This window comes from Planctomicrobium aquicomposti (genome assembly GCF_051466325.1).
In the GTDB taxonomy this organism is placed as follows: domain Bacteria; phylum Planctomycetota; class Planctomycetia; order Planctomycetales; family Planctomycetaceae; genus Planctomicrobium.
Genome location: NZ_CP195792.1, coordinates 2,295,905 through 2,320,514, shown reverse-complemented (window position 1 = coordinate 2,320,514; position 24,610 = coordinate 2,295,905). Strand labels below are relative to the sequence as shown.

Genomic DNA, 24,610 nt, shown 5'->3' with positions numbered 1-24,610 from the left:
AATCATCGAAGGGCTGCATCGATTCTTTGTCAAGCAGAGCGGCCTGCGATGTTACCGGCAGATGTTGGCTGCATGGATCGAAAATGAAGGATCACGTGATTCCGTGCCCAGCCCGTTTGCCACCATGTCGATCACGTTCCTGATCGTTGGGGCGGGTGGTGGCTGCTTCAGAAGTCCGTTACGAGTCGGTCGCAGTCACTGCAGCTCCCTGCAGACCTGCCAAAGTTTCTCAACCGGCAGGCCGATGACATTGCTCAGGCTCCCGTGAACCGATTCCACGAACATTCCTCCAGCCCCCTGCAACCCATATCCTCCCGCCTTGCCCAACGGTTCTTCCGTCTGCAGGTACCAGTCCAGAAGCGCCTCGTCTGCGGGGCGAAACCGCACGTCTGTCACGGAAACAAACTCCTGTATCTGCAGCGCATCCGGCAGTCGAAGACTGACGGCAGTGGCGACCTGATGGACCCTGCCGAAGTAATAGTCCCGAAACCAGCTGCGCACTATTTGCTGCCAGTTCGGGCCATCGGGCTTTTCCAGAACACAATACCTGCCGTCAGTTGCCTGCGCAACAATGGTCGTGTCGGCCGTGATGACGAGACTCTGTGGAAAAGGTCGTTGCTCTTCGAGAACTGCCTGGAGTTTTCGGCTGGCAATCGCCTGCAACTGTCGGCAGATCTCTTCGAACGTCGAGATCCCGGAAAACCCCGGCTCATCCGCATCGAGCGGCGGAGCCACTCGAATTCGATCGCGGGGGAACAGGAGCGACAGCAACTGAAGACGTTGAGGTGATCGCGATCCAAGCAGAACTTCAAAGTCGGACGGCACTCGTGGTCCCTCTTTCCTGGCTGATTCACAAACAGGCGCGGGGCAAGCCTCAATTCCGAGAGAGCAGGTTGCTCGTTCCAGTGCCCCCGCCGACAGCCTTTCGCCTGGTGAAATGCTGCCTTTTGCGTGACGAACAGCAAATGTCAAAATGGACTCGACGACGCCGGAACCTTCAAGAGAGCAAATGGGCGTGTTGAGACGGAGAACGAGAGAACGCTGATCGCTCTCGCTGAAGGCGGGGCGAGTGATGACCGCGAGCCAGACCGTGAAGCATTCAATTCCTCCCCCGCGGCCGCTGAACTACAGAATATGCAGCACGATGCAGGTGATGTTGTCCTTAGATCCCCCGTCCTGAGCAGCCTGAACCAGTTCTTCCGCCGCGACCTGGGGATCGACGCGTTTCCCGAGAATCTCTTTGATGATGTCATTGGTGACGCCGTCACACACCCCATCCGAGCAGAGCAGCAGTTTGTCTCCCGGCTGCGGATCAATGACCCGGGGTGTCGTTCCCGATCCACCGTCCTTGGTGCCGAGATAGCGATACAGCACGTTCTTGTAGCGATGAGTCCGGGCGTCTTCGGCTGTGATCGTCCCCGCTTTGACCAATGCCTGTGTTAACGAGTGGTCTTCCGTCAGCTGCTGCAGACTTCCGCTCCGAAGAAGGTAGGTGCGGCTGTCGCCGACGCCACCGACATACAACTGGCCCCCGGCGACAACGACAAAGGTGATCGTCGTGCCCATGCTTTTGAAGCTGGGTTCCAATTCACCGAGAGCGATGATTTCCGAGTTGGCTGCGCTGACTGCCTGATCGATCGACTTGATGATGTCTGCGCTGGACCCGTGCTGAAAATCGGTCTGAGTGGCCAGTTTCTCGGAGACGATGTCGATCGCCAGTTCGCTGGCCTTTTCCCCCGCACACTGTCCTCCCATGCCATCAGCCACGAGGAAGAAGCGTGCCCCGGAATCGATAAAGCACTTGTCCTCGTTGTTACTGCGGAAGTTCCCCGTGATGCTGAGTGAGCCCCATTTCAGTTCTAGAAATTTCCCCATGACGCAGACGCCCACTTCCCACTACAGGCCGCTGATTGATGTGCTGTGCATCCGTCCGCAAGACAGGGACAACTTCTCCGACTGTTTCACCGGATCGGTGTGCTCACTCGCTGCCAGACATCGCGCAAGTTGAGCTTCCCCGCCTCGGGTGGTCTGCACTTACAGGGCCACTTTTCAGGCAACAGCAGTCAACTGACGGCATGCCGGATGCAGCCGATCGGGTTTCAACTCTTCAGACTATCATGGCGTACCGCTTCCAGCGAAGCAATCTTGAAGGAGGACGGTTGACGAGAATTCCATCCTGTATTCGTCAGAACCGGTGCGACGCGATTCTGGTGCAGCCGACAACCTGTCGACCAGTACCGACCGCTTCCGATTGAAAGGATTGCAGGGGGGAGCCCTGCGTCATGTCGGTCGGCAATTAACCGTGGGCCGCCTCGTGTCCTCCGACGACGATCTCGAAACCGAGGTCACGGACCATCGCGAAGTCTTCTTCGGCGGTCTGTCCCTTGGTCGTCAGGTAGTCACTCACGAAGAGGGAGTTGGCCGGGTACAGACCCATCGCCTGCATTGAACGAAGATTCAGCTCACGCCCGCCGGCGATCCGGATTTCGACACTGGGATGCACCATCCGCAGCAGGCAGAGAACTTTCAGACAGTAACGGGGATCGAGTTCATCCTTCTGCGCCAGCGGCGTGCCGTCAATGGCATGCAGGAAATTCACCGGAATCGACTTCACATCCAGTTGCCGCAGCTCGAACACGGCGTCGAGAATGTCTTCGTCGACTTCTCCCATTCCCACGATCAACCCGCTGCACAGCTCCATCCCCGCTTCCTGCACGACCTTGAGCGTGTCGATGCGGTCCTGATACGTATGGGTGGTACAGATTTCCTGATAGTACCGGCGCGAGGTGTTGAGGTTGTGGTTGATCCGGTCAACACCCGCCTCCGCCAGCTTCTGCGCCTGATCCGGCTTGAGCAAGCCAAGACACGCACAGACATGAAGCCCCAACTCGTCCTTGATCTTGCGGACGACATCGCAGACGTGGTTCACCTCGCGATCACTCGGTCCCCGACCGCTGGCGACGATGCAGTAAGTCCGTGCCTGACTTTCCTTCGCCTTGCGGGCGCCTTCCATCAGCACCCGCTCGTTGGCGATGGAATATCGCTCCACCGGCGCATCGGAGATTTTCGACTGGGAACAATAGCCGCAGTCTTCCGGGCAAAGTCCGCTCTTGGCATTCTTCAGATAGTACAGCTGGACCATCTTGCCGAAGTAGGCCTTCCGCAAGGTGAAGGCGGCGGCGAGCAGTTCGAGCAGCTCGTCATCATCCGCAAGCAGAATTTCCCGCGCCTGTTCCCGTTGAATCGGTTCGCCGCCGAGAATCCGTTGTGCCAGGTCCTGCCAGCGGCGGGATGTTTCCATCTGCATTGAGATCATGAATCAGTTTCCGGTTTCTGAATCGCAAAATTGCGAAGTCCTGGCCTGAGAGCAGTTTGCTCTTTCCAGTGCCCGCTCAGCAGGTATTTCGTGTCATGAAATGCTCTGTTCCGTGAGGCGTGAGCGGGTCCCGTAAAAGGCAAGGTGCTCGAGAGCCGCTCGCCGTTAGTCTCGCGGCTTTTTCTTGGCCACCCGTCGACGGAGTGGCGCATCCTCTTCCTCTTCGGAGGCCTCGGACTGTTCGAGAGCTTTCCGCACGGATTCGAGGAGCACGTCCATCGCGAACGGCTTCCGGAGGTAATCCACCGCTCCCAGCATTTCTGCGTAGGCCTTGTGGCGCCCCCCTTCGTTGGCCGTGATCATGATGACTCGCGGCGGGTTGTCCAGCGTCCGCAGGTATTCGAGCACGGGAAAGCCCCCCATTCGCGGCATCATCATGTCAGTGATGACCAGATCGGGGTGTTCTCCCTGGATGATTTTCTGTCCATCGGCACCATTACTGGCCGCGAACACCCGGTAGCCGGCCGCTTCCAGCACCGTACGAAGAGTCTGCTGGATTTCACGGTCGTCCTCGATCAGGACAATCTTCTGGCCAGTCATCGGGCTACTCCTTTTCCCCTGCACTGCAAATGAGTTGTGCAGCATTTGGTGGGTGGGATCTGGGGGTGAGCCCCGCATCTTATGCCGCCGGTTCCCGCGACTCAACGTGGACACCCCACAATTCCGGGACCACGGATCTGGGCACGGGAGAGACGGTCAGCAATGGTGATCCCGGTGGGAGGGTGATCTTTGCCGCAGCGCAAAACAGGATGACATCGTCTGCCCGGAAGCCATGCCGGTCACTGGAATTCCCCCGGAACGCCGATTCCTGAGAACTGGGGAGCTCACGGAAATTTCAGTAGATCCAAACGAGGTCAGCAGATGCGACTCAAAACGTGCCTCCGCGATCTTCCGGGACCACGGCGATGGCACAAGAGTCGCCGTAAAACGTCCTGACGCAAATTGCGGGGAAAGAAGTGTCGCAATCAACGATCCCCTGACAGATGGAGGACCAGCAACATGGCAGTGCGCAAGAACCGAAAAGATGCGAAAGTCGTAAAAGATGAGAATCGTGATCCGCTCACGGGTGAGCCCGGTGCTCACCCCGTAGGAGCAGGTGCCGGGGCGGCGGTTGCCGGGGCTGCTGCAGGTGCAGCAGCAGGAATGGTTGCTGGCCCAGTCGGTGCTGCAGCCGGGGCGATCATCGGTGGAGTTGCCGGTGGGTACGCAGGCAAAGCCCTTGCAGAACAGATCGATCCGACCGCCGAAGACGCCTATTGGCAGGAGCACTTTTCCGAACGGGATTATTTCCAGGAAGGAGCCGACTATGGGGCTTATCAGCCCGCTTACCGCTATGGCTGGGAATCGCGAACAGCCAATGCCGACAGGACTTGGGAAGAATCACAGGCCGATCTCGAAAGAAACTGGCAACAAAGGCGGGGAACTTCCAAGCTGACGTGGAAAGAAGCCGAACCGGCAGCCAGGGACGCGTGGGAGCGGATTGACCGGCAGTACGGGCAGCCTCCCGTGTAAATCACCAGACGCGCACCGGGGCTGTCTGGCAAGAGGCCCCAATATCACAATATCAACTATCAACTGACCGGTTCCCTGCTCCAAGAGGGGCATGACAACCGGTCAGTTTCTTTTTTGGGGGCTCTTCGTCCCCGCTCCGCCGCTTCTCGCAGTCGCGTGGGGTACGTGAGCAGCCGGTCTTCTCGACGCTTTAATTTCCGCCTTGACGTTTCTACTGTCTCCAAGGCGAGCGGGCATCTCAGACGCAACTCAAGGTCTATACAATCTAAAGCAGGTTGCTCTTTCCAGCGCCCGCGCAAGAATTGTTTCGTGGGGTGGAATACTGACTTCCGCGTGGCGAGTACGGGGCATTCAAAAGCCCAAGTGCTCTAGCTTTCCGGCGGTTCAACGTCGACGTCATGCCATTTCATGGCTTGCATCATCGGTTCAATTCGCAGGACGACGCTGCCGTTCTGGAAAAGCCGCACTGTCCCGGTTGACTCGGATACCGCGATGGCGATTGATTTCGTAGCCTTGGAGATCGCTGCGGCCGCCCAGTGGCGGGCGCCCAGTCCTTTGGAGAGGGTCAGTTCTTCCGCGGGGGCATCGAGAATGCGTCCAGCGCCCACGACAAAACCATCAGAGGAGATGACAAACGCGCCGTCGATCTGGGACAGCTCCTTGATACTTTCCCGAACGCGGGCGTTTGAGATGGCACGTTCCTTTTTGGAATAGCCCCGAAATGGATCGTGGACCCCTTCGTGTGACATCTCCAGGACTTTGCGGTGGTTCCCGACCACAAACAACGTCCCCACCTTCTTGCTTTCGCGACCTTCCCGACCGATTTCCACCGCCAGATCCACGACCCGTCGAAGAGTCCCCAGCGGGACCTGTGTTTCCAGCCGTTGCAGGTCTCGGGCAGTCAGACGGGCCAGCCGCTCGCTCAGGTTGATGATGCTGAAGGTGTCAATGCTGTCCCGTTCGAATCCCGAGTAGAGTGCAATGACCCGGTCGCCGGTTTTCAGGAGGTTATCGGCCACAGCTTCAAGAAGTGCCTGACTCAGCTGGACCTGGCGGGTCTGCGGCTCCTGCATCAGGGGGACCAGCGGAACATCATCCGACTTGACGGCCTCCTGGACTTCGGGGACGTGGGAGGCCACCATGAGCGGCGTCGGCTTCAGCAGCCCCTTGATTTCTTTGAAGTCATACGAGACATCGGTCAGCAGGATGGTCGCAAGACAGTCAACTTCACCAGCCGTGCGCCGCGCCTGCTTCAGCAGGCTGACGAGCATCGGAGGGAGGCTGTCTCGCGCCATGAACGGTGACCTTGTGCGACTTTCTCTGGTGTCTTTGGCGACATGCGGCTGAGGACCATCCGCCCGATGCAGTCGGACGGTCGACGTAAACAAAGACAGGATCTACGGTAAGATTTCGCAGTTTACGACAAATCTTCCGTTCGTCAAACGAGGTTTCAACGTCTCGAATGACAGCATTTCTCCCCCTGCCCTCCGCTGCGACGGAAGTGGACAATTCGATCAACGTCGGCCCCCGGTCCGATTCAGAGCAGGTGAGTGGCGTTGGTCAGCGATTTGCCAGCCTGAACCGTACCTCATCCACGCGAGTCTCGTTCTTGTCAGCTGACTCTGTCAGCGTCACCGCCTGTCCCAATCATTTTCGTCATTTTCCGACATCGCGGATCATTTTCGTTTTTTCGATCCTTGTCAGAGACTCGCAATTGGAGTTGAATTCCCTACCAGCACCCGGCGAGACGACGTCCCCTCGCAGCACAATCGACCTCCCCAGTTCACGCACTCCTTTTCAGGATCGCGAAGCTGTTGGTCCTCCTGTTACCGCCAGTTGAAACATCCATGGTCATCTCGTTGATCGGCTACCGCGGCACAGGAAAAACCACGGTAGCTGCCTCGCTGGCGAACCGCCTGCGGTGGGACTTTGTCGACCTCGATCCCGAGATCGAACGGCACGCCGGCAAGTCGATTGCCGCAATTTTCGCGGAGCACGGAGAGCCCCACTTCCGCCATCTGGAGCAGATGGAACTCTTCAAGCATCTGGGGCGACAACAGCTGGTCCTGTCTGCCGGCGGGGGGGCGGTCGTCAACGAAGACAATCAGCGGGCCATGCAGGCCGCGGGACCGGTCGTCTGGCTGCAGGCGACCGTGTCGACCATTGTCGAGCGGCTCTCGCAGGATCCGCACAGTGCCTTGCGACGCCCCGCTCTGGCGGGGGAAGATCCGATCTCCGAAATCTCCCTGATGGTGGCTCGTCGGGAACCGATTTATTCCCGGGCTGCGACAATCGCGGTGGCCACCGATCACCGGACGATTGACGGGATTGTCGACGAGATTGTCGCCCGGCTTCCCCCTTTGACCGGGGGTGTCCGGTGACCCTGCGACTCGACCTGCCGCTGTGGTTTATCGACCTCGGACTCTTCTTGCTCGGGGCGGTTGTCGGAAGTTTCCTGAACGTCTGCATCTATCGGATTCCGACAAGGGACCGCCTGCGCGACCAGCTGGCTTCCCTATGGGAAAAACCCTCCAACTGCCCCCGATGCCGAACTCCGATCCGCTGGTACGACAACCTGCCGATCTTCGGCTGGCTGAAGTTGCGAGGGAGGTGCCGGGCCTGTCGGATGTGGATTTCTCCCCGCTATCCGCTCATCGAGTTCCTGAATGCCTGTCTATGGGTACTCGTCTTCCATCTGGAAGTTCCGACCGGGATGTTCGCCCCCCTCAGTTCCAGCTGTCTCGACAGCGATCTCGGTCCTCAGGTGTTTCCAGGACTGGGGCCGTTGTCGGTCGAACAATTTGTGCTTCTGCGCTACTTCTTTCATATGGTGTTGATCGAAGCCTTACTCGTCGCTTCGATGATCGACTTTGATCTGCGGATCATCCCCGACGGGACGACCGTGCCCGCGATGATTGTGGCGGTCGTGGCGAGCACGGCAATCGGTCGGCTCAACATTGTTCCGGTCTGGTTCCAGAGTCCGAATCTGGAAATGTCCTTCGCGAGTGTCACTCCCAAATGGATTCACCCGCTGCTCTCCGGACCGGGGGTGCCGGCGTGGATCAGTGCTCATCCTCACCTGCATGGGCTGGCAGTCAGCCTGGCTGGCTTCGTCATCGGCGGCGGAATCGTCTGGCTGGTCCGGATCCTCGGGCACTGGATGCTGAAGCAGGAAGCGATGGGGTTTGGCGATGTGATCCTGATGGCTATGGTGGGGAGTTTTCTAGGCTGGCAGCCGACGGTGATCGCATTTTTCATCGCCCCCCTGTTTGCGATTCTGGTGGTCGCTGTGACTTCCCTGTTTCGGCGTGACCGGATGATTCCCTATGGCCCCTATCTGAGTCTGGGGACGCTGGCCACCCTTCTGGCATGGAAGCCGATTTTCGCCCGCACCCGACATATTTTCGAACTGGGAGCGTTGCTGCTGCCGCTGGTTGGATTGGGAGCTGTAGTCTTTGGGCTGTCACTCCTCCTTGTTCAGGCCCTCAAACGGCTGATCGGTTGGCAGACGACAGATGTCGCCCCCCCGATCTGGCGATCCGCTGACCAGACCTGGTTCTTCAAGGGAGAGAATGTCAACCGTCATGCCTGCCGCTGGCCGACGCGGGACTGGGAGGGCTGTGCGTCGGGGCAAGGGACCCGGCAGGCGGAGCGTTGGCGCGGCAACGGCTCGACGGGCTCGCGTTCGTGGGGACGGGGCGGCTAGAGCAGGCGGCACTTTCCAGTGCCCGCGCAGCAAGTGATTCGTGCGATGAAATGTTCATTTCCGCGTGGCCAGAACGAGTCGATCAAAAAACAAAATGCTCTAGTACCGCCGGTAAGCAGACAGAACGAGGCCTCCTGTCGGATGTCTTCAGTTTGCCCGGCAACTCCGGTACCCTGCTCACTGGCTGTTGTGATGTCACCAACGGCCGCTGACCTGCGGAATGCACCATGTACGAACTGTTGCGAAATCTGGATCGCCGCTGGATCTACCTGCTGATGGGGCTCTCTGTCGCAATTCCGATGCTGCTCGAGCTGACATTTGCCGAGACTCCCAGCATCCAGTCGCAGATGGTGTTTGATGAAATCGAGAAGCTCACGCCCGGCTCAAAAGTGCTGATGGCGTGGGATTTCGATCCGTCGACTGACGGTGAGCTGGGGCCGATGGCCCTCTCTTTTGCCCGCCACTGTTGTGAGAAAAAAGCGAAGCTCTACTTCCTGACGCTGGTGCCCGTCGGCCCCCAGATGATCGAAAAATCGATTCGCGAAGTTGTTAACGCCGATTTTCCCGAAATGACGTACGGCGACGACTATGTGAATCTGGGCTTTAAGTCGGGCTACGAAGGGGTGATCAAGGTCATCATGACCGACCTGCGGCAGCTGTATACTACGGATGCCCGCGGAACCAATATCGACCAGATCCCCATGTGCAAAGAGGTGGAGAACATCCAGGATATGGAGCTGATCGTCAACGTCAGCGGTGCCTATCCGGGGACCAAGGAGTGGGTGCAGTATGCGGTCACACCCTACCCGAAGCTGCACATGGTGGCGGGCTGCACCGGAGTCCAGGCTCCGCTGTTCTACCCTTACGTTCCCAAGCAGATGCAGGGCATGCTGGGAGCCATCAAGGGGGCTGCCGAATACGAAGCTCTCGTCAACGCAAAATACGGCGGGGCGCATCCCGATCCGAAATACCAGCAGGCCATCCGCAGAATGGCGCCGCAATCGGTCGCTCACGTGCTGATGATCGCCCTGATCCTCGCCGGAAACTGGGTGTACTTTCAGCAGCGCAAAAGGGAACGTGCCGCAGCAGCCCCGTGAGGCGGCATCCTGGGGGCACCCTCAGCGTCTCCATCAGGCCGTTGCTGCGATCGGAAGAACTGTTTCCAACATCAGCGATCTGGCTGACGTACATCTTCTTTCCGTGTCACTGTCCCGATATCATGAAACAGGTTGCCCCTTCCTGTGCAGGCGGAGTGCGATTCCCGATCGATGAAGAGGACATCTCCACGCGGGACTGACAGTTCGAATCGAATCAACGTTCCATCAGGAAGATCATGACGTTTCTGAATCAGCCTCTGAGGTGGCGTCCGGCGACGTTCAGGGTTCGTTACTCTCACCGGGCTGCCTGCTGGACCCTGCTGATCGGGCTGTTTCTGGGCTGGACACTGTCCGCCTCGGCCCAGAGCGATGACGATGTTCGGCGTGAGCGCGTGCTCGATGCCATTAACCGCGCCCAGCAGGCCCTGATCCGGGCTCAGAACAATGATGGGACGTGGACGACGTCGATCGCCTACAACAGCGGTCCAACCGCACTCGCGACACTCGCCCTGCTCAGCTCCGGTCTCCCCAGCGATCATGCCGCCGTGCAGAAAGGGATCAGCTGGCTCAAACGGGGGGAACACGATCCGGTGAAAACGTACGACGTCGCCATGACGATCATGGCGCTGGTCGCTTCGGGTGACCGGACTGCCCTGGGAAAGATCTCCAGACTGTCCGCGCGGCTGGAGGAAAACCAGCATCGCGGAGCCGACGGAGGAAACTGGGGATACGAGGCGGAAGCGGGGTGGTGGGATAACAGCAATACGCAAATGGCGATTCTCGGCCTGCGCGAGGCGGCCGCTGCGGGAATTCCCGTCAACCGCGAGGTCTGGGAACGGGCGCAGCAGCATTTCCTGCGAACGCAGGTCGGCGGCGTCGACAGCCCCGGAGGAGCCGCGTGGGCTTACACACCCGGAAATGCACTCACCGGCAGCATGACCGTCGCTGGCATTGCTTCTCTCGCGATCACCTCGGGCATGCTGCAGGATGATTCCGACGTCGATGCCGAGGGGCGCTTCCAGTGCTGTCAGCGTGATGACTCCGAGGTCGAACGGGCCATCGAGGCAGGGGCGACCTGGCTGGTTCACCATTTTCAGATTGGCACCAATCCGGGGCAGGACAACTGGCTTCTGTACTACCTCTATGGGTTGGAGCGGGCCGGTCGATTTACCGGCCGACGGTTCTTCGGCGACCACGACTGGTACCGTGAAGGCGCCGATTTTCTCGTGCGGGGACAGAACCTCCGGGAAGGGACCTGGAGAAGTCGAGGGCTCGAACAGGATGACACGATCAGCACCAGTCTGGCGCTGCTGTTTCTCTCCAAAGGCCTGTCACCGGTTGTCGTGAACAAGCTGAAATACGGTCCCCGCGGGGGGGATGGCGAGGTTCAGGGACGGGACTGGAATCAGCACCCTCGGGATGTCACGAACCTGATGGAATACACCTCTTCACTGCCCAAGTGGCCGTCACTCCTGACCTGGCAGGTGGTCGACCTCCGCAATGCGGCCAATGATGAAGGAGTCGCGGCGCTGCTGCAGGCACCGGTTCAATATCTCAGTGGCACCGGCAATCTGGAAACGATTCAGGGGCGCGAACTTGACCTGCTGCGTCGCTACCTGGAAGAAGGAGGCTTCATTTTCGCCGTCCAGAACTGCGACAGCCCCACCTTCGACACCGGATTCCGGGATCTTGTGAACCGGTTGTTCGACGGGCAGTATCAGCTGACGAAACTGCCGCCGACACATGACGTCTATCGCAGCGAGTTCGTATTCCCGGTCGACGCCGCGCCGCCCGAGTTGTGGGGAGTCGATTTCGGCTGCCGTACCGCCATTGTCTACGCCCCCTTCGATCATGGTTGCCGCTGGAACAAGTGGATGAAGCATGATCCACCTGCCCGGCAGGTGGCCGTCAAAACGCAGATCAGCAAATCGATGATGGTCGGCGTCAATGTGATCGCCTATGCCACGGGGCGGGAGGTGCAGGACAAGCTGCAACGGCCCCAGATTCTCGCCCAGTCGAATGACAATCCGCTCCAGCGCGGCCAGTTGCAGATGGCCCGCCTGCGTCATTCGGGCGGATGGGACACCGCTCCTCATGCGTTGCGCCGGCTGCAGACCGCCTTGCGGGGTGTTCAGCTTGAAGCTGCCACCGAGACACCGAACCTCGCCGCGACCGATCCGCTGCTGCCCGACTATCCGCTGCTGTACATGCATGGCCGAAAGAACTTTCAGCTTAGCCCTGAAGAGCAGCAGGCACTGAAAACCTATCTCGAGGATGGAGGATTTCTCTTCGCCGACGCTTGCTGCGGTGCCTCACAGTTCGACGGCAGCTTCCGCATTCTGATTCAGCAGATGTTCGGAAAGCAGCTCGAACGCATTCCTGCGGATCATGAGATTTTCAATATGCAGGCGGGCTACGACATCCGCCGGGTGCACCGCCGCATCCCCTCCAGCAATCCGCGGACCTCCGGTCTTTCCGGGGAAGACTCCGTAGGCGAACCGGTCCTCGAGGGGATTCAGGTCAACGGCCGGTATGTGGTCGTGTACAGTAAATATGACCTCAGCTGTGCACTGGAACGACAGGCCACGACCGCCTGTGCCGGCTACACGACGGAAGATGCCGTCCGCATCGGCGTCAATCTGGTTCTGTACGGCCTGCTACAATAGCGGAACCGGAAGAGACAGCGAGCGAAGTTGTCGCCGGGAATGCATCCTTGTTCCACGCTTCGCCCGGGTCTATGCTCAGAGTCGAACAGACCAATGGCCATCCCGCCTGACCGCGGGCATTCGAGTTGTGCCGGTCCCGCACTGATCCCACCACCCAGGAGTGTCGTCATGAAGAGCTTGCGCCTGCTTTCCGCTGCTTTAATGTTGGTCGGACTTTCCCAACTGGCTCATGCAGAAGCCGTCAAGAAGGTCGGCGACGAAGCCCCCACGTTCTCCGCTCAGGACGACACGGGTGCCGATTGGAAGTCAGCAGACCATGTCGGCAAAAAAATCCTGGTGGTCTATTTCTATCCCGCCGATATGACCGGCGGCTGCACGAAGCAGGCGTGCGGATTCCGCGATGACCTTTCCGATCTGGCTGCACTGGATGTGGAAGTTGTCGGCGTCAGCGGCGACAGCGTGGAAAATCACAAGGTGTTCAAGAAGGCTCATAATCTGAACTTCGCCCTGCTGGCGGATCCAGAAGGCAAAGTGGCCGAAGCCTTCGGTGTCCCCTTCAAGAAGAAGGAAGGGACGGTCAACGTGGAAGTCGATGGAAAAACCATCCCGCTCGTGCGCGGCGGTTCTGCCAGCCGCTGGACGTTCGTCATCGACAAGACCGGAAAAATCGTTCACAAGGACGAATCCGTGAAAGCGGCTCAGGACTCCAAGGAAGTGGCCAAGGTCGTGAAGGCCCTGAAAAACAAGTCCTGATTGACGTGTTCTCGTGCACCGCAGACGCAGCGTCCCGGACGGATGACCCGACCGGGACGTTCGCGTGATTCTTTTGCGGGCGACTGTTGCCAGAACGTCTCACGTAGTAGAAAATTGGGGAAGAAGCTGATCCGCAAGCTGCGGAAATTCGAGCTTCATCCGGCAGAGGAGAACGATTCAGTGGATCTGGATGAGTTGACAGGGACCAGTGGGGAATGGCTGCGCGGGACCGGTCCGGAATCTGACATCGTCGTTTCCAGCCGGATCCGCCTCGCAAGGAATCTGGCCGAATTCCCCTTCCCCTCCCGCGCCGACGAAAAGACGCGGTTTGAAGTCAATACAATCCTCCGCGACCACATCGCGAGACTCTCCGTCGATCCTCCGCTCGACTATGTCGATGTCGCTGATCTGTCGAAGGTGAACCGGTTGTTCCTGGTGGAACGGCAGCTGATCAGCCGGGAACATGCCGAGTCGCAGGGGGCCCGCGGCGCCTGCATCGGGCGGCAGGAAACTGTCAGCCTGATGATTAACGAAGAAGATCACCTCCGGATGCAGGTGATGCGCAGCGGCTACGCACTGGAGAGCTGCTGGGAGCAGATTAATTCCATCGATGATGAACTGGAACAGCGGGTTGCTTTCGCGTTCAGTGACGAGTTTGGCTATCTGACCGCCTGTCCGACCAATGCCGGAACGGGAATGCGCGTCAGCGTGATGCTGCACCTGCCCGCACTCGTGATGACCAAGGAGATCCAAAAAGTCTTTCAGGCCATGCACAAGATGAGCCTCGCTGTGCGGGGGCTCTATGGCGAGGGGAGCCAGGCCATGGGAGATTTCTACCAGATCTCCAATCAGGTGACGCTCGGCAAATCGGAAGAGCAGATTATTCAGAACCTCAAGCGTGTGGTTCCCGATATCCTCTCTTACGAGCGGAAGGCGCGGCTCGCACTCGTAAAAGGAGACCGGCAGCGTCTGCACGATCAGGTCTCCCGGGCGATGGGCGTGCTCAGCAGTGCGCGTCAGATCTCCACGGAAGAGACGATGGAGCTGCTCTCGAGTGTCCGCATGGGTATCAACCTCGGCCTCGTCGACGATATTGAAATCTCGACGGTCAATGAGCTGTGCATCCAGACGCAGCCTGCCCACCTGCAGAAGATTCGCGGGGAGGCACTGGAATCGAGCGAGCGAAATGCTGTTCGCGCGGCACTCCTCCGCGAACGGCTCTCCGGTCGGCAACCCCCTCAGAATTGAGGAAGGCTGGTGACAACAGTTTCACAACCGGAGAGCGATTGTCCCGCCGCACCAGTCGCAAGCCGCGTGATCCTGCTCGGTGCCAGTAATCTGACAATCAACTTTCCGCTGATTGTCCATTCACTGGCACAGTCACTCCCCGGCCCGCTTGAGATCTTCGCCGCTCACGGACACGGTCGCTCTTTCTGTCAGTGGAGCTACGTTCTCAATCGTGGGCTCCCGTCGATTGTTGACTCGTCACTCTGGGACGATCTGGCCGGCCGGCCCCCCGCACTGCACAACCTCGCCTTAATCACCGACGTCGGAAACGACCTGCTCTACGGCCACGATCCGGCCTCCATCCTGCAACAGGTCGAGACCTGTATGCAGCGCATCCGCGCCTGTTCGTCACAGCTGCTCTGTGTCCGGTTGCCACTGCAGCGGCTCATGCGGCTGTCCAATTTCGGGTTTCGCATCGCCCGGTCCATTCTGTTCCCAAGGGCCCGGAGGACATGGAATGAACTCAGAGCGATGGCCTTTGAACTGGATGAGCAATTCGCCGAACTGGCGGTCGCTTATGATGCTCCGTCGATCTCTCCGCCCCTGCACTGGTATGGAGCCGACCCGATCCACATCCGGCGGGGAGCACGGGGATCCGCCTGGAATACCATTCTGAATCAATGGTCGGCAGGACCAGAAGTCAACGTGTCCCCTCCGGCAAACGGAACAGCCGGAGAGATCTGGTTCCAGCGTCCGGCGCTTCGGACGCTGTTCGGTAAAGAGACGCGAACCTCGCAGCCTTCGGGCGAGCTGATCGATGGAACTCGCATCTGGCTCTATTGAAAGGGGCAGCATGTTCCCGACCCCGTGCAGCATGCGTTTTGCATGATGAAATGCTGAGATCCGTATGGCGAGGCACACCGCCTCCACATTCCCAGACACGCCCTCGCTTGTGACGTGTCCGGGAGCGGCCTAGCTAGCGGAGCATCAGTGAACTAACGTCCCTGTCTCAGGGCGGAGACTTCTCCTCTCAGCATCCGGATTTCATTCCGAAGTTCATCCAGTGTTCGCTGCATTTCCAATTGGTTGCGAATCAGTTCGTCAACCCGCCCGTCCGGGGACATCGGCACCTGATCTGCCGTCGGCAATTTGTGAGCCGCGATTGTGGTGGCGGACGGTAACAGCAGTCCCCGAGTGACTTTCTCCGCGTTACGTCGGACTTCCACCGTGACGCTGGCGCTGTCTCCATAGGCTTGAATCAGCTGCAGGGCATGAGCCGGGGAGAGAACCTTCTCCCCTTGAATTGTCAGAATTTCATCCCCCACGCGCAATCCGCTCAGCGCGGCGGAGCTATCTGGCTGCACTGCGACGATCAGTGTTGCTTCTCCACGTTCCCCCAGCGTCCAACCGAGCTGGGCAGATGTCATCACCGGGACCTGAGGAACTTCGGTCCGACTGAGCGGTTTGGTGCCAGTGAACAGCGGGCGGAAGTTGGCGGGAAGGGCCACATCGGCGGTCAGCTCCTGCCCATCGCGGAGAAACGTCACCGGGACAAGGGCTCGTGGTTCGCTGCGGTGCAATGCCCGATAGAAGCCGTCGACGGTCGCGACATTCTGATCGCCGACCCGTTTGATCAGGTCGCCGATCTGCAGGCCGGCACGGGCGGCACTGCCATCCTGATCGAGCAGGCGGACCAGCACCCCTTCCGCGGTCGTCTGAAATGTTCCACCAAGCGGAACAGCGGTCACAGGGTCATTCTTGGCAATGACGGCGGGGGCGGAGGGATCAATTCCGGACTGCGGCGCCGGCGGAAGTGGCACTTCACCCGCAGGCGGAGCGAGCGGTTGACCTGTGATTCCCGGTGCTGGCGGGCGAACCGCGGGTTCATCCCGCATCAGGATAATGCGTGTGGCCGTGTTGGGACGAGTCACATCGTACAGGACCCGGACGCGGGCATTCGGCGGCAGATCACTCAATCTGACCGGTCGACCATCAATTTCGACGACAGTTTCGGGAACAAGGTTCAACGAGCGACTCACTTCCCCATCTCGAATATTCAGGCGGTGGTCGTCGACACTGATAATTCTGCCGAAGCTGATATCTTCCGAGGCCGATCGGTCTTTCAGGACGGCTTCCGGTGTCTGCCCGAAGCTGTAACTCTGAAAATTCTGGGATGTTACGGCAACTGCAGCGAGAGTTGCCAACGATGTCAGGAACCTCTTCATCGACGTGCTCCTAGAACAGATAGATTCCCCTGCCGTCTGGGCCCGCTGAGGGGCTCAGCGGTTAGAATGCAAAGCAAATGCCGCCCGACCTCGCAACCGAAAGACTTTGGGGGAGAGATCTTTCGTTAATCAGGAAGATTCATTAAAGTTCCGGCAGGGTCCGCTGCGATTCACGGCAGCGGCAGGACAGGATGCCGTCGACCGAGCCCGGCAAGGATGCCAATGAACCGCGTGAGTTTTCTCCTTCGGTTTCTTCCACATTCTCAGACACTGCAAGGTTTTGCCTCCGGTTTGATCACGGCGGCACTTTGCATCCCGGTGCTGACCAGCCTGCAACTGGCACTCGGGATCGGAGCCTCCTCCGATTGCGGTCTGTTGCTGGCAGCTACGGTCGCCTGCCTCGCCTTGCCGATGTTGATCCAATGGGTGCCGGACAAGCGCTGGGTGAACGGGAGTCTGCTCGCCCTGGCGACGCTCTGGATGTTCGCCGTTCCTTCAGTTCTGAGTCGATATCAACAGGTTCTGGCGGGCGTGTCCCTCGCACAGCTGGATCATCGTCCCATCTCGATTGGCATCCATTTCGGTGCCGGACTCCTCTGTCTGTTTCCGATTCTGCTCTGCTGTGGCGTCGCGCTGCAGCGATTCTCCCGGAACAACTCTCAACGAGCTTGCCTGCTCGGCGCGGCGGTCGGATTTGTGGCTGTTCCGGTCGTCCTGTCGATGGGAATGAATTTCAGCTCGCTCCGTTGGGTGGCGCTCTGCAGCGCTGTGGCGGTTGCGGCGATGCACTGGCGAATGGGACTGGCAGCCAGTTCAAATTCCCCCACTGCACCGCTCTCCCGGTCCCCCCTCTTTGGCCGGATGGCGATCGGTCCGCAGTTCCTTCTCGCAAGTGTCTGCGGGCTGGGGCTGGCCTGTGCCTCGTTCGTCGGCTCCCAGTTCGTCCAGAAGAATGCCCTTCACTGGCCCGCGTTACTCTGTGGGCTGTGCGTGGGGGGAGCGCTGGGCTGGCGACGCTCAACACAGAACAAGTCTTCCCGTCGCGCTCAGCAACTGACGACATCGGCCTTGCTGACTGCTGCTTCGCTTGGCCTGCTGGTCAGCGCCGTTTCAATCTGGATGGAAATCAGCCTGCAGTCGACCGCGTGGATCTCGCATGTCGGCGGCATGACATTGCTTCGCTGCGGGCTGCTGGCGTCGTTTTCGCTCCCCTTCGGATTGGTTCTGGGACGGCTATCGGGGACGTCAGCACCTCCGGCAGCTCAGCCTTATTTATGGCTTGCGACCTGCGCAAGTGCCTGCTGTCTGGCGATGCTGAGCGGCCTGGGAGTGTGGCATGTCTCTCTGCTCGCCATCTTGAGCGCGCTGTCGCTGGGGATCTGGAGCTGGAGTCGCAGCGGCTACCAGTTCTCCTCCGGTCGTGTGTCGCAGGGAACCCGTGTGGCACTCGTGGCGGGAAGTCTGCTGGGTCTGCTGTTCTCGGGCCGCGTGAATTCCACCAACTCCGACAAGATTCTCTTTTCTTCACGAACCTTTGCAGCTCTGCGGGCCAGCATCCCTTCCGGGAAAATTCCGAGCCTGGACGATGGTCGGCACCTGGCGACCTTTGAAGATCTTTCCAGTCGCTGGACGGCGTGGAAATATCGAGGGAGCCAGATTGTCGCCCGTCGTAACGGACTGGCGACCGAACTGCGGTCAATTCATCCCGAGTACTGCCCTCACAGCGCTGCGGATGTTCTCCCCGCAATTCTGCCCCTGGTGCTGCATCCCGGGCCGGAGCATGTGCTGGTTCTCGGAGTTCACACACCGACTCTGCAGACCTGCCAGAGTTGGCCGCTCCACACGGTCACGACCTGCGACGGTGACGCCGGTGCGCACGCGATGCTGGCCTGGCAACTGGAACAGGATGAGCGGTTTGGTTTCGACGGAGGAGCCGAATTCCGCTTTCATAAAGCGGAACCCGTTCTCGCTGTGCAGAGCAAACAACCCTGCAAGTACGACATCGTCATTTCTCCGATGACGCAGCCGGCAATGGCCGCAGCCGCCACCCAGTCGACACGTGAGTATTACCAGCATGTCGCCGGTCTGCTGGAAGAGGGGGGCCTCCTCTGTCAACGGATCTGTTACTACGATCTGGGTCCGGGGCTGGTGCAACAAATGCTGGCCACCGTGAAGTCCGTCTTCCCGGAAATCCTGCTGCTGGAATCGGTGCCCGGCGAGTTTCTGCTGATCGCCACCAATGAAGTGAACCCGCTCGTCGACATGGGCTGCATTGATCGGCTGAAGTCTCCCCAGTGCCGCACAGCGCTGGCGAGTGCCGGTTGGGACTGGTCCACTGTGATGTCTCGCGGTGGGCTGACAACGGAAGGGGTTGAGAACCTGATCGGCACGTTGACCACTCTTCCCCGCTGTGACAACGGGGGGATGGCCTTCTCCCTTCCGGCAGAAATTATTCGCTGGGATGCGAAGACGGATAAGACTCGCGGCCTGCTCGCCCAGCAGGGGAAAGTGCTGGGAAGTCTGCTCGGTGAAGTTCCTGAATCCCAGGAGATCACGAGTCGACTTGAAGATTTGAAAATGGCCAGCCAGATACAGACAGACAACCCCGACATGCCCTGGGCCTATCGGGCTGCATTGAAGAAGCTGTTGACCGACCGTCCCCGCTCAGAAATTATTCAGGTCAAGCACGAAGGTCTGACACGCAAGCTCTACCGGGAAGATCAGGCCCGCAAGGACTATCTGGTGGCACTCGGAAAAGCGGCGACACGTGAACGCCCGCCACTGGATGACGTCCGCGATCTGGCGGCCTTTCTGGAACCCTTCGATCCGCTGATCAGTATCTTCGCTCACTACGAGATTGCCGAACTGCTGGCTCGTGCGGAAGCTGTGGATCCGGCAGCTCAGCTCGCTCATCGGCTGCACACGGTCTACTATGCCACTGCCGACGACCATTCCGTTCGCAACGTGACTGCGTCGCTCAATCTGATCTGCGAACATCCGGCTGCGGTGGCTGATGATTTCGCCCGCTGGGATCAGCTCAACGGACTGCTGGAGATGCTGGAACAGCGCTGGCAGCTGCGGTGGAACGATTCCCGCAAAACACGTTACGAGCCGATCGATACCGAGAAGAGCGTCCTGACGATTGAGAAGTCGCTCACGCTAATGGATCAACTCGCTGAGAAGTATCCGGAGCTCGCGGTCTGCTGGCGGGAGCGTCGCGAGTCGATCGATACCACACTGCTGCGTCCGTTGCGAGAACACCGGAGCGCCCAAATGCGACAGTACTCCGTGACTCCGCGGTAATGTCGTGGGAAATTGTCCGAGCGGTTCCTGGAGTGATCACGGTCTGATGGACTGGGGACAGGTGCCGGATCCGCCAGACCCGATCGGTCAGTTCCGAATGTCGTTTGGAACTCACTTCGTCCAGTGGGGCGGTCGTTGTGCAGAGAGCGCTACGACATGGCGGTGCGCTTGCTCCCTGCCTGCAGCGTCACGCTCCTCTGCAGACTCACGAGGGGGGGGGGAGATCTCGAAGTTCCTCAGGGCATCGGGAATGAAGGACCTGCTGGTAAATTTTGATTTGAGTCGGTAAGACAGTCGCAGTCCTGTTTCCTATCGGTTCAACTGGCAGGACATCTGTCCGGCTTGGACGGGCCTCAGTTTCGAACGGCCCAAACGGTCAGATCCTGTTGAACCGGACACACCCGACGATGACGAGCATTCCATGTCCGACACACAACCGACTCGCAGAGATTTCCTCAAGACCGCCGGATCATCGATTGCTGCGGCCACGCTGGCAACGTCCCTTACAAAGTCGACCGCAGCGGCTGAAGGCGACAAGCCATTTGGCTATGCCGTGGTCGGGATCGGTGCTTTGACGAAAAGCGACATTCTCCCCGCCTTCGCGAACATGAAACATGCCCGGTTAACAGGGCTTGTCAGCGGCGATGTCAACAAGGCCCGGGAAACAGCGGCCAAGTATGGCGTCCCCGAGTCCGGGCTTTATTCCTACGACACGTTCGATCGCATCGCGGAGAACCCGGCGATCGATGCGGTGTACATCGTCCTCCCCAATAACCTGCATGCCGAATACACGGTCCGGGCCTTCAAGGCGGGCAAACACGTGCTCGTGGAAAAGCCGATGGCGATCAGTTCGCGCGAGTGCGAAACAATGATCGCTGCCGGCAAGGAAGCGAACAAGTTGCTCTCGGTGGCCTATCGCCTGCGTTACGAGCCGTACACGCAGGAAATGATCCGTATGGTGCGTGAGAAAGTGCTCGGAAGCCCTCGCGTGATTGTGACTGAGGCGGGCTTCAACATCGGCAATCCGGATCAGTGGAGATTGTCGAAGACAGCTGCCGGGGGAGGTTCGATGATGGACATCGGGATTTACGCACTGAATGCGGCCCGGTATCTCTCAGGCGAGAATCCGACGGAAGTGACCGCATTCGAATCGACGAACCACGACGACAAGCGATTCCACGATGTGGAAGACACCGTCACGTTCCAGCTGAAATTCCCGAGCGGTGTGCTGGCCAGCTGCGTTTCCAGCTATGGAACCGGCCTGAATCGCTTCCGGGTTCATGCTGAGAAAGGTTCCTTCGAACTTGAACCGGGACTGAGCCGTCGCGGTCTGAAGATGAACGTCTTTGAAAAAGGGAAGACGGTTCCCCGGGAGTTTCCCGAGGTTGACCACTTCGGCTCGATGATGGATGACCTCGCTGTCTGTGCCGCAACGGGAAAGACCCCCATCACGGACGGTGTCGACGGCCTGAACGATCTGTTGGCCATCGAAGCGATCTACGAATCGATGAAGAATGGTCGCGCCGTCAAGATCGAATACGCCGGGTGATTCGCTCAGCAGTGAGCGGCGGTCAGTCATCGGCACCGCTGCTTGGAGCAACATCGACAGGTCAACAATCCGACCGCAGCTGAATCCGAAACAGGGCATGAGACCTTCTCCAGGAAACCGGGGAAGGTCTTTGGTTTTGGACTCAAGGGGAGAGTGCACTGTTTATCAGGAATTCAAGCTCGTGATCGCCAACGGGACACGATGAACCTCAGCAGGAAGAACCACTGCAAGCTGCCGAAAAGCAGGATCAGCGCAGGGACCACACAGAGGTATTCGATTTCGTATTTCCCGGCTGCCTTGGGCAATCGGGTCCCCAGCAGCGCCGTTGCCCATTCGGTAATCGAGGGTGCGACAGAGAGGGCTAGAATTCCGGCCGGAAAGTCGACCAACAGGAAGAGGTTCCAGAAGGCGGCAGATTCGCCGTTTCCCGCATCAGCCTGGACAACTCTGATGACGGCACCGACGAGTGCAGCGTGAACAACAACTGCCACCCACGGAAGCCATTTCATCGTGCTCGCCGCCATCGAAGAGTGTCCGCCGGAAGAAGGCAGGACGCTTCGCGCTGTGACAAATTCAGCTCTCAGCGCTCTGAATCTCAGCGTCCACCCGGTTGAAGAGCGCGTTCGTTTTCGTTCCTACGAGTTGGATCGCGGTCACACAGACGGTGATGATCAGTCCGATCATTACCGCGTATTCTACTGCGGTGGGACCATCTTCATCGCGCAGAAAGGATTGCAGGGAACGCATATCAGCCCTTTGTCCGAGTTGCTGTCACAGGATGCGACAGCTTTATTTCGCAGCAACTCTAGGTCATGAATACCGCCAGTCAAACCGGCAAGGCCACTGAGCGGGGCGAAATAGAGTCGAATCTCTCGAGTCAACGTCCATACTCGCACCGCCAATCTGGCAGATGAAGGGATCGAGCCTATAAGCTTCGGACAGATTTGCATCATCCATAAGATGCATTCAGGTAATGAATTACAATGTTTCCAGGGCATCGCTGGGGTGCAAGGCGCGGGAGTTGCTTTGCTGACTTCCGTCCGTTTCCGCAGTCTCAGGAGCCAGTCGTCATCATGCCGGTTTTTCGCTGGGGAAATCCATTGCACACGTTTCAGGATCTGGAGCGTGAAATGGACCGCTGGGTCCGGACGATGGATCTGGCTTTTGAAGGCTTACGTCTCGGACGTCCATTCCCGGCGCTCAACGTGTTTGAAACGGCGGATCAGTACATCATCACCGCGGAAGTCCCCGGCTGCGATGGCAAAGACCTCGAAATTCATGTCGCCGATGGAGCCATGACGCTCAGGGGGACGCGGTCGACCGGCACGGACGTTCCTGAGGAAAAGTTCCGCCGGAGCGAACGTCCAACCGGTGCGTGGGAGCGTTCGATCTCGTTGCCGGAACGGGTCAACGAAGATCAGATTCGTGCCGAGTTGAACCACGGGCTGTTAAAGGTTCACCTTCCCAAGCTGCCGGCAACTGCTCCGCGACAGATTCAGGTGACCGAACATCACAACGTGATTCCGACGAGGCCGGAGGCCGAGTAAGCATGTCCGCAAAGTCCCGACAAATCCCAGTTGATGCCGACCCCGCTGCCGAGAACGCTCCGGAGAAATGGGTCCGCACTCCTCCGATCGACATCTTCGAGACGGACGTCGGCCTGGTGCTCCGCGCCGATCTTCCCGGAGTGACGGGGGACGGTCTGGAACTGCAGGTGCAGGATAATCGACTCACCTTGCTGGGACGGGTGAACTCCCCCGCCCCTGAAGGTCAGTTAATCCACCAGGAATACCATATCGGTGATTTCCTCCGTTCGTTCATTCTGAGCGACGATGTGGATCACGAACAGATCACCGCCAAGCTGACGAATGGTGTCCTGGAAGTGGTCCTTCCCCGGACCCAGCGATCGCAGCCGCGCCGCATCTCGGTCAAGACCGATTGAACGGTTGACGGCTCAGCGGCACTTGCATTTCCACGATGAGCGATTTATGGTCGACATCGCCCTGCGTCGCCTTGATGGGCGGAAAATATCGACGCATCTCTTCAATGAGCAATGACAAAACCCGAAGGCAGATTACCTTCGAAGCTGCTGCGCCTGATGTATTCCCGTCAGGAGACTGAGTATTACCGCGCGAAAATGCGGGCCGCTCACTCGGTCTGCCGCGGTTGGGTCAAACCTTCGCTACTCCCATCGAACGCTGAAATTCGGGACGAAATCCAGCGGTTTGCCTGGATGCACGAGGGGGAAAACCGTTTTGCGAAGCTGCGCGAGATGCGGCTGGTCGCTCTAGGGATGATGCGACTGCTGGGCGACTACCGACCCCGTCTCATCGGCAGCACTCTCACCGGTCACGTCCGGGCCGGGAGCGACATTGATCTACATTTGTTTTCCAGCAGTCTGGAAGCAATCGAAGGGACGCTCCGACAAGCGGGCTACCACTATGACGTGGAGCAGAAACTGGTCCGCAAAGGGGGCGAGCCCCGGATGTTCACACACATCCATATTCACGAGCGGTACCCGATCGAGCTGACGATTTACGGCGCCGACCAGGCCCACGTTGTGTTCCGCAGCTCTATTACCGGCAAACCGATTGACAGGGCATCGATTACGGAGCTGGAAGAACTCCTCAGCCAGGACCAGTCGGTCGAGGATCTGGAATCGGCTGTCGAGGAGGCGACCGCACGAATCGATCGCTTTCAGATCTACCGGATGCTGTTGCTACCGCTGGCGCAAGTGAAGCAGGGGCGGACTCATCATCCGGAAGGGGATGCCCTGTACCACAGCCTGCAGGTTTTCGACCTCGCAATGCAGGAACGTCCTTACGATGAGGAATTCCTGCTGGCAGCCTTACTGCACGATGTGGGTAAGGGGATTGATCCGCATGATCATGTGCGGGCCGGTCTCGAAGCACTCGAGGGAACGATCACCGACAGGACCCACTGGCTGATCGAACACCATATGGAAGCTCATCTGGTGCGAGAGCAGTCGCTGGGAGCCCGGGCCACTCGTCGACTGCATCAGCACGAGGACTTCGAAACACTGATGCTGTTACAGCGCTGCGATGATGGGGGACGTCAGTCCGGGGCTCAGGTTCCCGATCTGGATGATGCGCTCGAGCAGATTCGCGAGGTCTCCCGGCTCTGCGGGGAAGATGAATTTTGAGCCGTCGAGGGAACTCAGGGAGTCGTCTTTTAC

General features: G+C 59.1%; 21 protein-coding genes. 13 read left to right on the top strand and 8 right to left on the bottom strand.

Annotated features, from left to right (window positions below; genetic code table 11):
- Positions 1-195 precede the first annotated feature (195 nt).
- From SH664x_RS08955 to SH664x_RS08940, 4 genes are all read right to left on the bottom strand, one after another.
- Positions 196-825, bottom strand: coding sequence for a Maf family protein (locus SH664x_RS08955; protein WP_437206810.1), 630 nt, complete (start codon positions 823-825; stop codon positions 196-198).
- Between the two features lie 300 nt (positions 826-1,125).
- The gene (locus tag SH664x_RS08950; RefSeq protein ID WP_437206809.1) at positions 1,126-1,875 is read right to left on the bottom strand and encodes a PP2C family protein-serine/threonine phosphatase; all 750 of its coding nucleotides are present in this window, start codon (positions 1,873-1,875) and stop codon (positions 1,126-1,128) included.
- 421 nt (positions 1,876-2,296) lie between these two features.
- Positions 2,297-3,316: a biotin synthase BioB gene (gene bioB, locus SH664x_RS08945; RefSeq protein WP_437206807.1), complete on the bottom strand. Its 1,020-nt coding sequence runs from the start codon at positions 3,314-3,316 to the stop codon at positions 2,297-2,299.
- A 165-nt stretch (positions 3,317-3,481) separates the two neighbouring features.
- On the bottom strand, positions 3,482-3,916 hold the full coding sequence (locus tag SH664x_RS08940) for a response regulator transcription factor (protein ID WP_437206805.1): 435 nt from the start codon (positions 3,914-3,916) through the stop codon (positions 3,482-3,484).
- Positions 3,917-4,519: 603 nt separating this feature from the next.
- On the opposite strand from SH664x_RS08940, the gene SH664x_RS08935 reads away from it, so the two are divergent.
- Positions 4,520-4,888, top strand: a complete 369-nt coding sequence (locus tag SH664x_RS08935) for a hypothetical protein (RefSeq protein ID WP_437206804.1) — start codon at positions 4,520-4,522, stop codon at positions 4,886-4,888.
- A 368-nt stretch (positions 4,889-5,256) separates the two neighbouring features.
- Here SH664x_RS08935 and SH664x_RS08930 read toward each other — a convergent pair whose 3' ends face one another.
- A complete protein-coding gene (locus SH664x_RS08930; RefSeq protein ID WP_437206802.1) occupies positions 5,257-6,183 on the bottom strand; it encodes a DNA integrity scanning protein DisA nucleotide-binding domain protein in 927 nt (308 codons plus the stop codon).
- A 552-nt stretch (positions 6,184-6,735) separates the two neighbouring features.
- Here SH664x_RS08930 and SH664x_RS08925 point away from each other — a divergent pair.
- The 7 genes from SH664x_RS08925 to SH664x_RS08895 all read left to right on the top strand — a co-directional run bounded on the left by SH664x_RS08925 (position 6,736) and on the right by SH664x_RS08895 (position 15,180).
- Positions 6,736-7,269 (top strand): shikimate kinase, encoded by a 534-nt coding sequence (locus tag SH664x_RS08925; RefSeq protein WP_437206801.1) that lies wholly within the window; start codon positions 6,736-6,738, stop codon positions 7,267-7,269.
- Positions 7,266-8,594 (top strand): prepilin peptidase, encoded by a 1,329-nt coding sequence (locus SH664x_RS08920; RefSeq protein WP_437206799.1) that lies wholly within the window; start codon positions 7,266-7,268, stop codon positions 8,592-8,594. The genes SH664x_RS08925 and SH664x_RS08920 overlap by 4 nt, the downstream gene beginning before the upstream one ends.
- A 227-nt stretch (positions 8,595-8,821) precedes the next feature.
- Complete coding sequence (locus SH664x_RS08915) at positions 8,822-9,691, top strand: hypothetical protein (RefSeq protein WP_437206798.1); 870 nt, start codon at positions 8,822-8,824, stop codon at positions 9,689-9,691.
- A 236-nt stretch (positions 9,692-9,927) separates the two neighbouring features.
- A complete protein-coding gene (locus tag SH664x_RS08910) occupies positions 9,928-12,357 on the top strand; it encodes a DUF4159 domain-containing protein (protein ID WP_437206796.1) in 2,430 nt (809 codons plus the stop codon).
- A 168-nt stretch (positions 12,358-12,525) separates the two neighbouring features.
- Positions 12,526-13,110 (top strand): peroxiredoxin, encoded by a 585-nt coding sequence (locus SH664x_RS08905; RefSeq protein ID WP_437206794.1) that lies wholly within the window; start codon positions 12,526-12,528, stop codon positions 13,108-13,110.
- 180 nt (positions 13,111-13,290) lie between these two features.
- Entirely contained in the window at positions 13,291-14,358 is a 1,068-nt protein-coding gene (locus SH664x_RS08900) for a protein arginine kinase (protein WP_437207199.1), read from the top strand.
- 9 nt (positions 14,359-14,367) lie between these two features.
- Positions 14,368-15,180, top strand: a complete 813-nt coding sequence (locus tag SH664x_RS08895; RefSeq protein WP_437206793.1) for a hypothetical protein — start codon at positions 14,368-14,370, stop codon at positions 15,178-15,180.
- Between the two features lie 152 nt (positions 15,181-15,332).
- On the opposite strand, the gene SH664x_RS08890 is transcribed toward SH664x_RS08895, so the two are convergent.
- The gene (locus SH664x_RS08890; RefSeq protein ID WP_437206791.1) at positions 15,333-16,562 is read right to left on the bottom strand and encodes a PDZ domain-containing protein; all 1,230 of its coding nucleotides are present in this window, start codon (positions 16,560-16,562) and stop codon (positions 15,333-15,335) included.
- Between the two features lie 231 nt (positions 16,563-16,793).
- Between SH664x_RS08890 and SH664x_RS08885 the strand changes: the two genes are divergently transcribed.
- Both SH664x_RS08885 and SH664x_RS08880 read left to right on the top strand, forming a co-directional pair.
- Positions 16,794-19,865, top strand: a complete 3,072-nt coding sequence (locus SH664x_RS08885; RefSeq protein ID WP_437206790.1) for a hypothetical protein — start codon at positions 16,794-16,796, stop codon at positions 19,863-19,865.
- A gap of 421 nt (positions 19,866-20,286) precedes the next feature.
- Positions 20,287-21,414 (top strand): Gfo/Idh/MocA family protein, encoded by a 1,128-nt coding sequence (locus SH664x_RS08880; RefSeq protein WP_437206789.1) that lies wholly within the window; start codon positions 20,287-20,289, stop codon positions 21,412-21,414.
- A 173-nt stretch (positions 21,415-21,587) separates the two neighbouring features.
- On the opposite strand, the gene SH664x_RS08875 is transcribed toward SH664x_RS08880, so the two are convergent.
- Together SH664x_RS08875 and SH664x_RS08870 are read right to left on the bottom strand one after the other, a co-directional pair.
- Complete coding sequence (locus tag SH664x_RS08875) at positions 21,588-21,938, bottom strand: hypothetical protein (protein WP_437206788.1); 351 nt, start codon at positions 21,936-21,938, stop codon at positions 21,588-21,590.
- Between the two features lie 49 nt (positions 21,939-21,987).
- A complete protein-coding gene (locus SH664x_RS08870; protein ID WP_437206786.1) occupies positions 21,988-22,161 on the bottom strand; it encodes a Flp family type IVb pilin in 174 nt (57 codons plus the stop codon).
- A gap of 326 nt (positions 22,162-22,487) precedes the next feature.
- On the opposite strand from SH664x_RS08870, the gene SH664x_RS08865 reads away from it, so the two are divergent.
- The 3 genes from SH664x_RS08865 to SH664x_RS08855 all read left to right on the top strand — a co-directional run bounded on the left by SH664x_RS08865 (position 22,488) and on the right by SH664x_RS08855 (position 24,577).
- Positions 22,488-22,961 carry an Hsp20/alpha crystallin family protein gene (locus tag SH664x_RS08865; RefSeq protein ID WP_437206785.1) on the top strand — a complete coding sequence of 158 codons (474 nt, stop codon included), beginning with the start codon at positions 22,488-22,490 and terminating at the stop codon, positions 22,959-22,961.
- A 2-nt stretch (positions 22,962-22,963) separates the two neighbouring features.
- The gene (locus tag SH664x_RS08860) at positions 22,964-23,356 is read left to right on the top strand and encodes an Hsp20/alpha crystallin family protein (protein WP_437206783.1); all 393 of its coding nucleotides are present in this window, start codon (positions 22,964-22,966) and stop codon (positions 23,354-23,356) included.
- Between the two features lie 111 nt (positions 23,357-23,467).
- Entirely contained in the window at positions 23,468-24,577 is a 1,110-nt protein-coding gene (locus SH664x_RS08855) for an HD domain-containing protein (protein WP_437206782.1), read from the top strand.
- Positions 24,578-24,610 lie beyond the last annotated feature (33 nt).

What these genes read in the sequence shown, in the direction of transcription:
- SH664x_RS08855 (WP_437206782.1), top strand. Translation starts at nt 23,468, where the DNA reads ATGACAAAACCCGAAGGCAGATTACCTTCGAAGCTGCTGCGCCTGATG.
- SH664x_RS08940 (WP_437206805.1), bottom strand. Translation starts at nt 3,916, where the DNA reads ATGACTGGCCAGAAGATTGTCCTGATCGAGGACGACCGTGAAATCCAG.
- SH664x_RS08865 (WP_437206785.1), top strand. Translation starts at nt 22,488, where the DNA reads ATGCCGGTTTTTCGCTGGGGAAATCCATTGCACACGTTTCAGGATCTG.
- SH664x_RS08930 (WP_437206802.1), bottom strand. Translation starts at nt 6,183, where the DNA reads ATGGCGCGAGACAGCCTCCCTCCGATGCTCGTCAGCCTGCTGAAGCAG.
- SH664x_RS08905 (WP_437206794.1), top strand. Translation starts at nt 12,526, where the DNA reads ATGAAGAGCTTGCGCCTGCTTTCCGCTGCTTTAATGTTGGTCGGACTT.
- SH664x_RS08860 (WP_437206783.1), top strand. Translation starts at nt 22,964, where the DNA reads ATGTCCGCAAAGTCCCGACAAATCCCAGTTGATGCCGACCCCGCTGCC.
- SH664x_RS08910 (WP_437206796.1), top strand. Translation starts at nt 9,928, where the DNA reads ATGACGTTTCTGAATCAGCCTCTGAGGTGGCGTCCGGCGACGTTCAGG.
- SH664x_RS08950 (WP_437206809.1), bottom strand. Translation starts at nt 1,875, where the DNA reads ATGGGGAAATTTCTAGAACTGAAATGGGGCTCACTCAGCATCACGGGG.
- SH664x_RS08915 (WP_437206798.1), top strand. Translation starts at nt 8,822, where the DNA reads ATGTACGAACTGTTGCGAAATCTGGATCGCCGCTGGATCTACCTGCTG.
- SH664x_RS08935 (WP_437206804.1), top strand. Translation starts at nt 4,520, where the DNA reads ATGGTTGCTGGCCCAGTCGGTGCTGCAGCCGGGGCGATCATCGGTGGA.
- SH664x_RS08875 (WP_437206788.1), bottom strand. Translation starts at nt 21,938, where the DNA reads ATGGCGGCGAGCACGATGAAATGGCTTCCGTGGGTGGCAGTTGTTGTT.
- SH664x_RS08880 (WP_437206789.1), top strand. Translation starts at nt 20,287, where the DNA reads ATGTCCGACACACAACCGACTCGCAGAGATTTCCTCAAGACCGCCGGA.
- bioB (WP_437206807.1), bottom strand. Translation starts at nt 3,316, where the DNA reads ATGATCTCAATGCAGATGGAAACATCCCGCCGCTGGCAGGACCTGGCA.
- SH664x_RS08870 (WP_437206786.1), bottom strand. Translation starts at nt 22,161, where the DNA reads ATGCGTTCCCTGCAATCCTTTCTGCGCGATGAAGATGGTCCCACCGCA.
- SH664x_RS08925 (WP_437206801.1), top strand. Translation starts at nt 6,736, where the DNA reads ATGGTCATCTCGTTGATCGGCTACCGCGGCACAGGAAAAACCACGGTA.
- SH664x_RS08890 (WP_437206791.1), bottom strand. Translation starts at nt 16,562, where the DNA reads ATGAAGAGGTTCCTGACATCGTTGGCAACTCTCGCTGCAGTTGCCGTA.